The sequence below is a fragment of the bacterium genome, from assembly GCA_021372615.1.
In the GTDB taxonomy this organism is placed as follows: domain Bacteria; phylum Armatimonadota; class Zipacnadia; order Zipacnadales; family UBA11051; genus JAJFUB01.
In genome coordinates this window covers 104,805-119,601 of record JAJFUB010000013.1, presented here as the reverse complement: position 1 = coordinate 119,601, position 14,797 = coordinate 104,805, and the positions used below count along the sequence as shown (strand labels likewise).

At 64.7% G+C, this 14,797-nt stretch carries 7 protein-coding genes and 1 tRNA gene; 6 read left to right on the top strand and 2 right to left on the bottom strand.

The genetic code is table 11. From position 1 onward, the window contains the following. The first annotated feature begins 23 nt into the window (after window positions 1-23). From LLH23_01495 to LLH23_01470, 6 genes are all read left to right on the top strand, one after another. Window positions 24-2,702, top strand: coding sequence for a site-specific DNA-methyltransferase (locus LLH23_01495; protein ID MCE5237151.1), 2,679 nt, complete (start codon window positions 24-26; stop codon window positions 2,700-2,702). Next, window positions 2,699-5,617, top strand: a complete 2,919-nt coding sequence (locus tag LLH23_01490; protein MCE5237150.1) for a DEAD/DEAH box helicase family protein — start codon at window positions 2,699-2,701, stop codon at window positions 5,615-5,617. Before LLH23_01495 ends, LLH23_01490 begins: the two co-directional genes overlap by 4 nt. A gap of 29 nt (window positions 5,618-5,646) precedes the next feature. After that, window positions 5,647-6,318, top strand: a complete 672-nt coding sequence (locus LLH23_01485) for a hypothetical protein (protein ID MCE5237149.1) — start codon at window positions 5,647-5,649, stop codon at window positions 6,316-6,318. Window positions 6,319-6,417: 99 nt separating this feature from the next. Continuing rightward, window positions 6,418-8,421, top strand: a complete 2,004-nt coding sequence (locus LLH23_01480) for a hypothetical protein (protein ID MCE5237148.1) — start codon at window positions 6,418-6,420, stop codon at window positions 8,419-8,421. A gap of 429 nt (window positions 8,422-8,850) precedes the next feature. Continuing rightward, entirely contained in the window at window positions 8,851-10,962 is a 2,112-nt protein-coding gene (locus LLH23_01475; GenBank protein ID MCE5237147.1) for a phage/plasmid primase, P4 family, read from the top strand. 274 nt (window positions 10,963-11,236) lie between these two features. Continuing rightward, window positions 11,237-12,946 carry a recombinase family protein gene (locus LLH23_01470; protein ID MCE5237146.1) on the top strand — a complete coding sequence of 570 codons (1,710 nt, stop codon included), beginning with the start codon at window positions 11,237-11,239 and terminating at the stop codon, window positions 12,944-12,946. Here LLH23_01470 and LLH23_01465 read toward each other — a convergent pair. Continuing rightward, window positions 12,903-12,979: transfer RNA gene (locus tag LLH23_01465), tRNA-Met, on the bottom strand. The genes LLH23_01470 and LLH23_01465 overlap by 44 nt on opposite strands. Window positions 12,980-13,037: 58 nt before the next feature. After that, a complete protein-coding gene (locus LLH23_01460) occupies window positions 13,038-14,654 on the bottom strand; it encodes a PQQ-binding-like beta-propeller repeat protein (GenBank protein MCE5237145.1) in 1,617 nt (538 codons plus the stop codon). Between the last annotated feature and the right edge of the window lie 143 nt (window positions 14,655-14,797).

Genomic DNA, 14,797 nt, shown 5'->3' with positions numbered 1-14,797 from the left:
CACTGACAGGGGGACGTTCCCGCATGGCTTACCGCAAGAAACCCCGCAAGGCCGGCACCGACACCGGGCCGCAGGTGGACGACTACCGCCATGACGACCCCCGGCTCAACCTCCCGCCCGCCGGCCTGTCGGGTTACGAAGACCCCGCCTCCCAGCAGCCCAAGAAGCGGTATGAGTATGACCCGCACCTGGACCCGCAACTGGTCTGGGCCGGCAAGGCCGAGCACACCTCCTTCGAGGTGGACAGCGTGCCCCTCTACATCCACGAGCGGCTGTCCACCGAGGCCATCGTCCGGGCCGTGCGACGCGAGGAGGTGCAGAAGAGCCTCTTCGCCGACCCGGAGCGACCCCTGCATGAGGTCATCAAGGCTTACACCTACCCCGAGAACTGGGCCAACCGCCTGATCCTCGGCGACTCGCTGGTGGTGATGAACTCGCTCCTGGAGCGCGAGCGCATGGCCGGGCAGGTGCAGATGATCTACCTGGACCCGCCTTACGGGATCGGCTACAACAGCAACTTCCAGCCGCGCGTGGACAAGCGCGACGTGAAGGACGGGGCGGATGAGGACCTGACGCGGGAGCCGGAGCAGATCAAGGCTTACCGCGACACCTGGACGCTGGGCATACACTCCTACCTGACCTACCTGCGGGACAGGCTGCTGCTGGCGAGAGACCTGCTCAGCGAGACCGGCAGTGTGTTCGTGCAGATCAGCGACGAGAATCTGCATCTCGTGCGATCCATGATGGATGAGGTCTTCGGTGCCGACAGGTATGTCGCGGTTATCAACTATACGAAGACCTCCGGGCAGACCGCGAAGTACCTTTCCGTGACGACAGATTATGTGCTCTGGTATGCCAAAGAGAGCCCTGCGTACAACCCTCTATTCGTGGAGAAGAGCCTCGGTGGCGCTGGTTCGGGTATGTACCAGTACGTCGAGGACTGCAACTGCGAGCGTCGCCGACTCACTCAGGAAGAGGTAGCCAATCCTGCCAGCATTGATCCCAGAGCGAGGCCATATCGTTTGGGCGATGTCACCTCACAGCGGCAAGGCCGGCCCTCTGGACTTGGGACGGCAATGCACTTCCCCGTCGTGGCTGACGGGAAGACGTTCTACCCACCCGGCTCGCGCGGATGGTCCACTACAAGCGAGGGCATGGCGCGTCTGTCGGCGGCCAATCGCCTTGTGGTGCAAGGAGACCGCTTGGCGTATGTGAGGTACATTGATGACTTCGCTGCCTTCGAGCGGGACAACAACTGGACGGATACCGCAGGCGTCAGCGACCGCAGCTACGTGGTGCAGACCAACACGAAGGTCGTTGAACGTTGCCTTCTGATGACTACGAAGCCCGGCGACATTGTCCTGGACCCGACCTGCGGATCGGGCACGACGGCCTATGTCGCCGAGCAGTGGGGCCGGCGCTGGATCACGTGCGATACCTCCCGCGTTTCCGTCTTTCTCGCGCGGCAACGCCTCCTCACTGCACGCCTCGATTACTATGACCTGGCCGACGAAGCGGCGGGCCTTGACGGCGACCTCAAGTACAAGACCGTGCCGCACGTCACACTCAAGTCCATCGCTCAGAACCCGGAGCTTGACCCGGAGAGAGTGGAGGCGCGGCGGGAGGCGATCCGCAAGGCGAACCCCAAGACCAGACCCGAGGAGATCGAGCGCCTGCTGCGCGAGGCCAACGAGGCGATCATCCGCGCGAACGCGGATCAGGAGACGCTGTACGATCAGCCGGAGGTGGCGCGGAACAAGGTGCGGGTGTCGGGGCCGTTCACGGTGGAGGCGATCCCGCCGCCGTCACTGGCTGCGATGGAGGAGACGCCGATTGGCGGGGAACCGGAGATGGAGGGGGAGGCCGAAGGCGGCGGGGCACAAGCCCCCGCCCTACAGGACACGGCGTCTTCAGCGGCGGAGCACATCGAGACGCTGATTGAGCTACTGCGCAAGGACGGGGTGACTTTCCCGAACAACAAGAAGATGGTCTTCGCGACCCTGACAGGTTGCGGGCGCGGGTTCATCCATGCCGAGGGCGAGCCCGGCAACGGCGGGGCGACCGGCCTCAAGAAGGTGGCCCTGTCCTTCGGGCCACTGTATGGCTCGATCACGACGCAGCAGGTGGAGGACGGCCTGCGGGAAGCGAACATGGGCGGCTATGACGGGATCATCTTCTGCGGCTTCGCCTTCGACGCCGAGGCGCAGGCGGTCATCGCCGCCGACCCGCACCAGCGGGTGCGGGCGTTCATGTCGCACATCCGCCCCGACTTGCTGATGACGGACGACGACGGACACAGCCTGCTCAAGACCACGGCCAGCAGCCAGCTCTTCACGGTGTTCGGCGAGCCGGAGGTGGACTTGCGCGAGACGGACGAGGGCTTCGTCGTGGAGCTGCTCGGCGTGGACATCTACAACCCGCTGGACGGCTCCGTGAGTTCGGACAGGGGCGACAAGGTCGCAGGCTGGTTCGTGGACACGGACTATGACGGGCGGACCTTCTGCGTCTGCCAGGCCTTCTTCCCGGATCGGTCGGCATGGGAGAAGCTGGGGCGGGCCTTGCGCGGGGTCATTGACGAGGAGAAGTTCGAGATGCTGGCCGGCACGGAGTCCCTGCCGTTCTCGAAGGGCAAGCATGGCAAGGCGGCGGTGAAGGTGATTGACCGGCGCGGGAACGAGGTCATGGTGGTGAGGGGGCTATGAGGAAGACCGAGCCTGAGCCGCGACAGCTTGCCGTAGACCAGCCCATCCTCAACTCCCCATACGAGGAGCCCTTGCGCTATTGGATGTATGAGAACAAGCAGCCGGTGCTGATCGAGGGGCACCGCCGCGACGCCGGGTACTGGCAGCGCTCCCGCAAGGCCGGCGCGAAGCAGCAGATGACGCTGGTGACGGAGGAGGAGTTTCATCCGCTGGAGCTGGTGAACGAAATACGCCAGAAGGTGCGGCAGTGGCGCAAGGACGGCTATCCCGGCGCGACCAAGATGACGCGGGACCTGCTGGCGCACTGGTGGAGCACGGACCACGAGCCGCGCCTGTTCTTCTGCCAGTTGGAGGCGGCGGAGACGGTCATCTGGCTGAACGAGATCGGCGACCGGAGTGTGCGCCAGCGGCTGCCCCTGGACAGAGACGAGAGCGCGGCGGGACTGGCGAACGGGCGCGGGGGCTTGCGGCGCTATGGCTGCAAGATGGCAACCGGCGCGGGCAAGACCGTGGTCATGGCGATGATCGCGGCTTGGACCTGGCTCAACCGCGCGGTGGGCGGCGACAAGGAGCGGTACCCCGAGGCGATCCTGGCGGTGTGTCCGGGGCTGACGATCCGAGAACGCCTGCAAGTCCTGCGCCCCGGCGCTCCCGGCAACTACTATGACAAGTTCGACCTGCTGCCGGACGGCACCAGGACCCTGATCGGGCGCGGCCGGATTCACATCACGAACTGGCATGACTTCATGGTCCAGGACGATGGCAGGAGGCGTGGTGTTCGCCAGCGGGGCAGGGAGTCCGACGAGGCCTTTGCGAAGCGCGTCCTGCACGACCTCGGCGCGGCGAAGAACCTGCTGGTTTTCAACGATGAGGCCCACCATGCCTACCGCCCACCGCCGCTGAGCGAGGACGAACTGGAGGGCCTGACCCAGCAACAGCGCGACCAGCGTGAGGAAGCGACGGTCTGGGTGGCCGGGCTCGACCGGATCAATGCCAACCGGGGCCTTCGCTTCTGCCTGGACCTGTCGGCCACGCCGTTCTACATCGGCGGCAGCGGCCACGAGGAGGGCACACCGTTCCCCTGGATCGTCTCGGACTTCGGCCTCGTGGACGCCATCGAGAGCGGCCTCGTCAAGATACCGCGCGTGCCGGTTGCCAGCAACACCGGCCGGACGGAGCCGGAGTACTTCACGCTCTGGCGCTGGATCAATGACAAGCTGAAGCGAGAGGACCCGGCCTCGGCCGCAACCGGACGCCGGCGGGCGAAGCCGGAGGCCATCTGCAAGTGTGCCGACGGTGCGCTGCAACAACTGGCGGGCCTGTGGCAACAGAGCCTGGACCAGTTCCAGAGGGAAGGCCGCGAGGTCCCGCCAGCGATGATCGTGGTCTGCGATAACACGGCGCTGGCGCAGGTCATGTACGAGCACATTAGCGGCGAGCGCACCGAAGAAGTCGAAGACGAGAAGGGCAAGAAGCGCAAGGTCATGGTGCGCGCCGCCGGTCAGGTCTTCCCGGAACTGCTCCAAAACACGGACGAGTACCAGCCGACGATGCGCATTGACTCGCGCCTGATCGCCGAGGCCGAGAATGAGGAAGAGGGCAAGACGCGGACGGTGGTCGGGGACGAGCTTAGGCGGAAGGTGTCCACGGTCGGCAAGGCCGGCGAGCCGGGGGAGCAGGTGCGGTGCGTGGTCTCGGTGGCGATGCTGACCGAGGGCTGGGATGCCAACAACGTCAAGCAGATACTCGGCCTGCGGGCCTTCGACTCGCAGCTTCTGTGCGAGCAGGTCGTGGGGCGAGGCCTGCGGCGGATCAACTACACCGTTGACGAAGAGACCGGGCTACTCACGGAGGAGTATGTGGACGTGTACGGGGTGCCCTTCGAGGTCATCCCGGTCAAGAAGCGCGCGGAACGAACGGCGCCGCCGGAACGCGACAAGACCATCGTGAAGGACCTGCCGGAGCGCAAGCACCTGGCGATTGAGTTCCCGCTGGTGGAGGGGTACGTCTACAGAGTCAGCGACCGGATCAGGGCAGACCTGGACGCGATCCCCGAGGTCAAGGTCGAGCCGAACGTGGACCCGACCGCGACGATCTCCCGCCCGAAGGTCTGGAGCGAGGGCGGCCCGCCAGGGCTGGCCGGCCCCGGCGAGACGGTGACCCAGACGCGGGAGGCGTTCTACCGCGAGGTGCGGCTGCAGAGCATCGAGTTCGACCTGGCGCAGACGATCACCAGAGACCTCCTGGCCGGGCAGGACAGGCAGGAGGCCTTCCGGTTCAAGGCCCGGACGCAACTGTTCCCGCAGGTGTTGCAGATCGTGCGTGAGTTCATCCGCAGGCGGGTAGTGTGCGAGGGCGTCAACCTCAAGGAGATCGGGCTGCTGAACTACCGCGAACTGATCGCCCAGCGACTCCTGCAGGCGATCGAGCCCGACAGCGACCGGGGGGAGCCGGCCATTCTCCCGCGCATCGAGCGGTTCCGCCCGAAGGGGTCCACGCATGACGTGATCTTCTCGACGGAGCGCGAGTGCCGCCCGACGCGCAAGAGCCATATCAGCCACGTCGTGCTCGACTCGGAGCTATGGGAAGGCAGCGCGGCCTTCTGCCTGGAGGCCTCGGAGCAGGTTGAGGCCTATGCCAAGAACGACCACCTCGGGTTCGTGATTCCGTACGAGTTCGCCGACACCACGCACTCCTACATTCCCGACTACCTCGTTCGCATGAGGAACGGGGTAATGCTCTTCATCGAGGTCAAAGGCCAGGAGACTGAGATTGACCGGCAGAAGTGGGCGGCGGCGCAACGCTGGGTGCGGGCGGTCAACAACGCCGGGCAGTGGGGCAAGTGGGAGTTCGCGGTCGTCAAGAAGATGACGGACATGCCGAAGGTGCTGGCGGAACTGGCAGGGAGGGCCTGACAGGCCCATTCTCCCACCGGATGAGGGCCATGAGCATTCGTGACGACGGCGAGGAGAGGGAAGTGGACGATACAGCACCGTTTGAGCCGTCCGGGGAATGGCCGGGCGCGGACGATCGGATGTTCGCCGGTGACAGCCAGGACTGGCGCACTGATGCGCTACTATCGCACGAGTTCGGCCACCGCTGGTATGTCTATGCGGAAGGCTACAAGCGGGCGGCCGACATCGTCGTGGCGCACGTGACAGGCACACTGCGAGACCAGGACTTCCTCCTGTACCCCATCCTGTTCCTCTATCGGCAGTACCTGGAGTTGGCGATCAAGAGCCTCATCCGAAGCGCCTGGGAGCTTCTCGACGAAGAGCCGGGTGATAGCCTTCGCTCGCATGACATCGGCAAGCACTGGGGCATTTGCCGAACCTTGGTGATCCGCGTGTCACCTGGCGGCCCGGTGGAGGTGCTGGACGACGTTGCTCGTCTGATCGGCGAGTTCTGCGAGCATGACCGCACATCTGAGGCCTTCCGTTACCCCGAAACGACGAAGGGCGATCCGACGCTGCCAAGGCTGAGGAGGGTGGGGCTTCGTAACGTGCAGGTGGTGATGGACAAGATCGCTTGCCTGCTGGACGGGATAGACGCGATGCTGTCCGCGTATCTCGATGGCAAGGCGGAAATGCGGTCCTTCAGTGACTCTGGACCGTAGCCAACAGATCGGCCGCGAGAGGGACCTGGTCAGTAGTCAAAACCTGGAGCAGGGCGGTGGGCCATGCCCGCGACTGGTACCCCGGAGCAGAACTCCGTCGTGCAGCTCTTCATGTGCACTGACGTTGTCATGGGTCCTCCCGATGACATCGTCATCGAGGACCACGATCTCCCCGACGTGGCGCCCGAAGATGTCCTCGAACTCGACGAGCACCTTGCCGGCGGATGGAAGTGTTCCGGGCCGAGTTACGCCACGCTGCGGCTTGCTACCCTCAACCTACGCCAGGCCGAGGCGCTCGGCTTGCCGGCAGAGGATGTGAGGAAGTGCGCAACCACTCTGCTCGTTTTGGCGCAAGACGATGATTTCCTACTCTCGGCAACGCTTTACGACGCCGCGAACGCACTCCGCCACTTCCATGTGGGGGAGCTTGGCCTCCTCGGGTACCATACCTGCCAGTCCCTCGGACGAGCATTGCTGTACAAGGATCAGGGATCGGAGACCCCGCGCGCTGCCTATCCCTATGCGATCAGGTACTATGAGCTTGCCGCCGAGTGGCTCCAACACTGCAAGGACCTCGATGAAGCTGACAGGACCGTTCTGCAAGCACACGCCCTCAGCGAACTTGGCTATGCGTTGTCGTTCGGCGGGGATCATGCGAGCGCCGAGAACCGACTGAATGACGCGTTGACTCTGTTGCCGGCCTCCGACGCTGCCGACTCATCCGATCAGTCTCAAGCGCGAGCGAATATCCTGTCCAACCTCTCCCGCGTCCGCGAAGAGAGAAATGACATTCAGCGGGCGACCGAGCTGCAGGCGCAGGTGGTGTCCATTGAAGAGAAACTGGCAGTGACCCGCAAGAGCGAACTCGGCGTCTTCTACGCTCTGCAGAGGCTCGCGGACCTGCAGCAGAAGGCCAGACTGTATGGCGATGCGCGGGGAGCATTGGAGCGGTCGCTGGGGATGCTCAAGGACGATAGTGACCCATTGCTCGGCCACTCGAGGCTTCTGATGAGAGCACAACTCGTTGAGGTGCTGAAGGCGGGCGGATGGAGGCGCGAAGCCAAGGAGTTGCTCACCAAGACACTGGCCGAAGAAGGCGTAGAGGCGGCGGGGATTTCCGGGCATGACGACGCACGGAAGGTCCTCGATCTCGGATGGGCCTGGCACGAGGACTACTCCGAGAGCCCGCCTATCTCGGCACAAGAGCAGCGCCTCCTCGGCCTCCTGAACGCTGACCCCGAGCTTGTTGAGCAGATGCGAGCGGAAGCCGAGGCCAAGGTCGGTCTTAGTGAGGTCCCGATTGTGCTCGGTTGCTCCACACCAGCACACTGGATTGTGCGAGATCACGAGGAGGAACGGGTTCGCTTCTATGGTTGCGTGCTGACGCTGCAGCGAGTGGCAGATGCCATATGTCCTGGAGGAGAGGCGTCCACTCAAGACGCGACAGGGGCAATACGTTTCCGTGACTTCGCCCTCGGCGAGGTAGAGCAACTCCGACAGGTAGCCAGCAGGGGCGAGCGCCTGGCGCGGTTCTGGATCATGGCTGGCGGCCTCGGCGAGACCGAGGGGTACTTCAACTACAACAATCCTGACGGCGACTGCTACTGCCCACAGCCATGCGACGAACGAGTTGACCTCCTGATTGACACGCGAGAGGTGGCCGAATGGGAGGCCAGCACCTACGACGTGCGGATCGCCGGGACATTGCGGTTGCTTCTCCAGATCGCGAAGACGGGGAACCCCTGTCTGCGCAAGTGCCGCGTGCCCTCTGGTATCGCCGCGCACTGGGATTACCTGCTTGAGGAGCGAGAAGCCGACGCGCCGGAATGTGGCACGTTCTACCTCGCCGAGCGCGGCGGCAGCACTTGCGGGCGTGCAGTGTGCAAACAGAACTACACGCTACTGCAGAATGAGAAGAGGGCACTTTGGCAGCGGGCGGAGGAGCTTGCCGAGGCTGACTTCAAGGCAGCCGGTTCGCCTGGGGCCTTCGTCGCTGTCTGGGAGAAGGCGCGACAGGCCGCAGGTGACGACCCCAAGCAGGCACTACTACACCTAAGGGAGCTGCTTAGGTCGAGTCCACACAAGGAGCGCGGCAAGATGTAGTTCACTTCCTGCAGCACAGTCGGCAGGATAGAAGCCGGACACTGGCCTTTGTCGCACGAGGGGCCACGTGTCCGGTTTCTTCGTTTTCGAGAGCGAATGGGCATGTCAGCGCGCCTCATACAGTACAAGATGACATATACCCTTGGCGATCAGACCGCTCCGGGCGCGGCGCTCCGCGAGCTTGAGGCCGTGTTGGCGCGACTGGTGGCGCAGGCGTACTTGGCGGACCATCCCGGATTGCTCACCGAACCGCCGACGAAGAACCCGAATGTCCGCTGCTTGCTTCCTGACGAGCCGCCTGCACAGGCGCAACCTGGCGAGGAGGCAGTTCCAGCCACGTAGCTCTGCAGAACTTTGGATCGATGCGTGGGGCCGTCTTCCTCGCGGTGCGGCCCCCGCTTTGATCCCTCCCCTACCGCGAGGGAACTCATGTCAACTAGGGTGTTCGTGGAGACAGCCTTAGCGTATGCGGCCCGAGGATGGCCCGTCTTTCCTCTCAGACCGCGCGCCAAGAGACCTCAGAATGAGCACGGTGTCACTGAGGCAACCACCGACCCGGCGCAGATCAGGGCATGGTGGGGGAAGTGGTCTCTCGCGAACGTCGGCATTGCCTGCGGCCCGACCTCGGGGCTGCTCGTGCTGGACGTTGACGACGAGGAGGGGCGCTCCTCTCTGGCCGGCAAGCCCATGCCTGCGACCTTGGCCGTCGAGACCGGGAGGCCCGGCGGCGGGACTCACTTCTACTTCGCGCATCCACCATTCCCGGTGAGGAACGACTCGCGGGGAGAAGCCGTTGGACCCGGCTTGCACGTGAAAGCCGCAGGCGGCTATGTAGTGGCGGCAGGAAGCATACATCCCACAGGGGCTGAATACTCGTGGGCTTACGGCTGCAGCCCGGATGAAGTCGCCCTGGCCGAGTGTCCGCAGTGGTTGCTGGAGGCCCTGCGCGCGGACGCCGACAAGCCGCAGAAGGGCAGACCAGCAGCGGTAGGACCCATCAAAGAGGGCGAGCGGAACTGCGCCCTGGCGAGCCTGGCCGGGAAGTTGCGGCGAGCGGGACTGAGGGCGGAGGAAATGCTGGCGGCACTGCAAGCGCGTAACCGCGAATACCAGCCGCCCCTGCCTGATTCGGAAGTCGCCCGGATCGCCGCCAGCATAGGCCGGTACGAACCGGTGGGGGACCTGGAACCGCATGACGCGCGCATCAATGCGTACCGCCGCACCGACAGCGGCAACGCGGAGCTATTCGCCGACCTGTTCGGTGATCGCGTCCGATTCGACCATCGGCGCAACCGATGGCTGCTGTTTGCGGAACACCGTTGGCAAGTGGACAGTGGCGGCGAACTCAAGCGCCTTGTCAAGGCAGCCGCGCGGCGGCGCTATGATGCTGCTGGCCGACTCGATGACAAGGAGGGACGGACCTGGGCCTTCTCCTCGGAGTCGGCGGCGAAGCTGACCGCGTGTCTCGACTTGGCGAAGAACGAGTTGCCTATCGCGGATCGGGGCAACGACTGGGACGCCGACCCCTACCTGCTAGGTGTGCCGAATGGTATTGTGGACCTGCGGACGGCGGCCCTGCGCGACGGTGCCGCCGCCGACCTCGTGACGAAGCAGACGACCGTGGCCTATGACCCGCAGGCGACGTGTCCGCGGTGGAGTCGGTTCCTGCAGGAGGCCTTTGCCGATGACGGGGAGCTTGTCAACTTCGTCTGGCGGGCCATCGGATACAGCCTCACCGGAGCTATGAGTGAGCAGGTGTTCTTCCTGCTACATGGGCGCGGCAGTAACGGGAAGTCGGTCTTGCTTGACCTTCTTCGCGCGGTCCTCGGCGACTACGCCGCGAACACGGGCTTCGGCACCTTCGAGGCCGCGAACCGAGCGAGCGTATCCTGTGACGTGGTGGTTCTCGACGGCGCGCGCGTAGTCACTGCCAGCGAGACCGCCGAGGCCGCCCGTCTCAACGAGAGCCGTCTCAAAGCCTGGACAGGCGGGGACCCCATGACGGCGCGGGCACTCTATGCGATGCCCTATTCGTTCCAGCCCTGCGGGAAGCTCTGGCTGGCCTGCAACCACCGACCGCGTGTTCACGACGACAGCCTCGACTTCTGGCGAAGGGTGCGCCTCATACCCTTCACGCGGAGCTTCAGCCCGCAGGCCGAACCGGACTTGCGCGACAGGCTCATGGCCGAACTGCCGGGGATTCTCGCCTGGGCGGTGGCGGGCGCAGGGTTGTGGATCGCCGAAGGGCTACCGCAACCGGAGGCAGTCGTGATGGCCTCGCAGCAGTGGCAGGAAGTGTCCGACCGTCTCGGCGACTTCCTCGCCCAATACTGCGAGGCCGGCGAGAACCTGCGAGTGCCCGCTGGCGAACTGTTCAAGGCCTACCAGGACTACTGCGACGAGGCCGGGCTGCCTCCACGCGAGCGCATGTCAAGCACGACGTTCGGCACGAACATCGGGGAGCGATTCGACAAGGTGACTCTGCGGCACAACGGCAGGCCGACGCGGCAGTACACCGGGATCGGGCTGAAGACGGCATAGGGGGTTACAAGGTTACAGGTTGAGGGGTCTGTTCCAGAACTTGCGGCTACTACTCCTCGCGGGAGGAGTTCTGCAACAGGGGTGTAACCCTGTAACGCTGCAACAGGGGTGATGGACGGCTGGCAGAAGTAGCCGTGCAGCCGCCTTCCCCGCGGCACGGTACTGGAGGCGCGGCGCTGTCAGGCCATTGCCATCAAGACATAATCGCCGTCACGTTGTATAATCAGGGGGAGTGCACATCGCAGGTCCGCGAGAGGCAGCCAGAGGGGCTCCTATGGAAGACAAGATCAGTCTCGCCCAACAGATCATCCGCGCATCGCAGCCAGGTTCAGGAGCGGCGGAGAAGGGACCCCGCAAGGCTCTGGCCTGGGGCCGCGTGTCAACGGAGGGCCAGGAGGAACGAGGCCTGTCCATCCCGGAGCAACTGCGCGAGATCGAGCAATATGCTGAGCGCCACGGCATAGAGATCGTCGAGACCTTCCAAGAAGCCGCAAGCGCCTTCCGGCACGAGGAGCGCCGCCATGAGTTTCGCCGGATGATCGAGGTGGCCAAGGCGCGGGCCGATGTCACGATCATACTGGTCCACGACCTTTCGCGCTTCTCGCGGGACAGCATGAAGGGCAGGCAACTTTTCCGGGACCTGAAGGCGCAGGGGCTGGAGATTGTGTCCCTCAACGACCCGGACATGGATACGGAGACCGTCTCGGGGGTCTACCTGGAGGCCATCACCTTCGCCAAGAACGAGGCCTTCAGTCGGGAGGTGGCATTCCATACGCGCAAGGGCTGTCGCGCGAACGTGCAGACGCGCGATCCGGAGACCGGCTGGTGCTACAAGAATGGCGGACAACCTCTCTGGGGGTACCGGCTACAGCAACTCGACCGAGGCCAGGTCAAGCATGGCCGTCCGCAGACCAAGAGCGTCTGGGTCCCAGACGAGACCATCGTCGCTGGACAGCCGACAATGGAATGGGCAAGGCATTGCTTTGTGAATCTGGCCGCCAACGGCGCTTCCCTCGAAGAACTCCGCGACTTCTGCAACCATCACGCGATCCCGGCTCGACGGAATCCCTTCTGGTCAACCTCCACCTGGAACTCACTGCTGGAGCCCAACGTGCTGCTGCAGTACTGCGGCTTCGGGGTCTGGAACGTCCACCACAAGAACGGGCGGAAGCGTCCCCCGTCGGAGTGGCTGATCGTCGAGAAGGCCCACCAGGCGCTCATCACGGAAGACGAAGCGCGGGCGGTGCTGGAAGCGCGGGAACGGAAGAGGCACCAGGGCTTTGACGCGGGCTACGGCAGGAGTCGTGAATCGCGGTACCTACTGTCCGGGGGACTCTTCAAGTGCGCACGCTGTGGCAACAACATGATAGGCCGCCGCGTGGCTGAGGGGCAGAACTACTATGTGTGCGGAAGCCAGCCATATCGCAAGGGCCTTGGCTGTGGGCCGGGGGTCTACGTCCCCCAACAGGAGGTGGAGGCAGAGGTCATGGCGGGGCTGCAGGGCCTTCTGGGCTTCTGCAGTGACGCTGGCAAGTTCACTCGGATGGTCAACGACGAACTGAGCGCCCTGTGTGGAGCGACTGGGGCTCTGACAGCGGCCGCCGACAAGAGCCTGAAGGGGGTCGAGCAGAAGATCGCCAACGTTCGCACAGCCATAGAGGATGGCCTGGCGGACGCAGCCCGGGCGAATGAGCGTCTGCGAGAGTTGCAGTTCGAGAAGCAACAGGCAGAGGTCCAGCGAGGAGTGGCTCGCGATCTACCCATGCTGAAGACCGAGGAGGTCATGGCCTACCGCCGCGACACGGAGCGCCTGCTCGCCGGAGGGAGCCCTGCAGACCTGAAGAGACTCGTTCGCAACCATGTCTCAGAAATGAAACTGACCCCGGATGACCTGACTGTAGAGATACAGTACAAGGTTCCGGAGCCAGTGGTGAATGGTTTGGTAGCGCGGAGAGGATTCGAACCTCTGACCTCAAGGTTATGAGCCTTGCGAGCTACCGGACTGCTCCACCGCGCGATAGATTGCCATTATACTCAGACTCCCCACTCGATGCAACAGCAATTTGTGCCCTGTGTCACCGACGCGCCACTTCGCCATCCTGGCTCGGCCTGGCGAACGCGTATAGGTACCGGTGGGTCGCCACATACAGCACGCCATTCGCGGCGGCCGGCGTCGTGTAGATCGGGCTGCGCATCGCTATGGTGGACAGTACCTGCTTCTGCCGGCCTGCCTTCATGATCCACAGTTGACCGCGCTCGGTACCCACGTACACCTTGCCGTCAGCGCACAGAGTCGAACCCCAGACCTTGGACTGCAGGTTCTGGCTCCACACCAGCTTGCCGGTCTGCGCGTCCACGCAGTGCAGCGTACCGGCGAAGTCCACCGCATACACCAAGCCATCAGCCACCGAGACGGTCGAGCAGGTGCGGCCGATACCCTTGTAGCGCCAACGCACGCCCGCCCCGTCGGTGAGCTTGCCCGCCTTTGTCGCGTCTATGCAAGTCAGGCAGCCCCGGCCGGGGCCGTGCCGCGGGTCCTGGCCGGTGGCCACGTAGACCCGGTTGCTGTCGAAGACGGGCGTGCCGATGATGTCATTCGGCCCGGCGGAGTCGCGGTAGCCTCTCCGCCGCGCCTCGGGCGGGTTCCCGTCACATCGCCATACACAGCGGAGCGCGCCCGGCTTGCCGTTGCCGCGCGGCTCGGGCTTGGCGTCGAAGGCGTAGCACACGCCGTCCCCGCCGCCGTAGAACACCAGCGGACGTCCGTTGACGACCCCATAGGACGGGGACGACCACTGGCCATGGAAGACGCCTGGCGCGATCCCGGCGTTGTCTCGAGCCAGGAGCTTCCCGGTACGCTTGTCGAGCGCGATCAGACTGGCACCGCCGGGCGAGGGAGTGGTGCGGTGATCGCTGCCCTTGCCGTTCGCCGTGCCGACGTAGAGCACGTCATCCACCTGCAGCACCGACGAGCTGCTGGCTTCGTGGGGCCAACTGCCCGCGCCAGCGACCATGTCGTAGACCCAAGCGAGATTCGCATCGCTCTGGCTGAGCGCGACGGGACCGCCGGGGCGGATGCTCACGACCGGGCCGCTGCGGCTGGCGCCGACGTGCTCGGAGGCGGGGAAGGCCAGGTAGGAGGCTTCCTTGGCGTAGAGGGGCTTCTTCTCCGGGCCCAGCGGGTCCAGGGCCATGGACACCACATCGCAGCGGCTGGTGACGACGTAGGCGCGGCTATCGTCTACCGCGGCCGCGACACACAGGCCGAGCATCCCGTAGTCGGGGTTGAAGTTCGCCGAGCGCGCTCGCCGCGGGGTGGCCATCTGCCACAGGAACTTCCCGTCAGCCTCGCTGAAGCACATCAGTACGTGCCGGTCGCCGGTCAGCCGAGAGTTGCGGGGAGCGCCGTTGTTCGTGCCGATGAACACCTTGCCGCCAGCGATAACGGGGCTGCCATACGTCTGGCTGCCCAGGCGAGCGGCCCACTTGAGGTTCTCGGGCTTGGTGACCCATGAGTCGCCGCGGCCGGGCACGCCGACGGAGAAGTAGCTCGGCAGCCCAGTCTCCACGGCGACCATGTTGCGGCCCAGAGTGTTGCCCCACTGGGGCCAGTCGGCGGCGATGGCGAAGGGAGATAGCGCGGACAGCAGCACGGGTAGGGATGCGAGCAGCACAGACCGACCGACCCTCATGGTTGGGACCTCATAACGGCGGAGATGAGGCGCCAACCCGAGGGCTGCCGGGTCTTTGCCCCTGCTCTACGCGACGACCGTACTTCGTTGTCCCGAGCGCGGTGACCTGCCCGGTGTCCGCTGGCGGACACCATTGAGCGCCC

Coding starts and splice junctions, on each gene's coding strand:
- LLH23_01495 (MCE5237151.1), top strand. CDS start 24: ATGGCTTACCGCAAGAAACCCCGCAAGGCCGGCACCGACACCGGGCCG.
- LLH23_01490 (MCE5237150.1), top strand. CDS start 2,699: ATGAGGAAGACCGAGCCTGAGCCGCGACAGCTTGCCGTAGACCAGCCC.
- LLH23_01485 (MCE5237149.1), top strand. CDS start 5,647: ATGAGCATTCGTGACGACGGCGAGGAGAGGGAAGTGGACGATACAGCA.
- LLH23_01475 (MCE5237147.1), top strand. CDS start 8,851: ATGTCAACTAGGGTGTTCGTGGAGACAGCCTTAGCGTATGCGGCCCGA.
- LLH23_01470 (MCE5237146.1), top strand. CDS start 11,237: ATGGAAGACAAGATCAGTCTCGCCCAACAGATCATCCGCGCATCGCAG.
- LLH23_01460 (MCE5237145.1), bottom strand. CDS start 14,654: ATGAGGGTCGGTCGGTCTGTGCTGCTCGCATCCCTACCCGTGCTGCTG.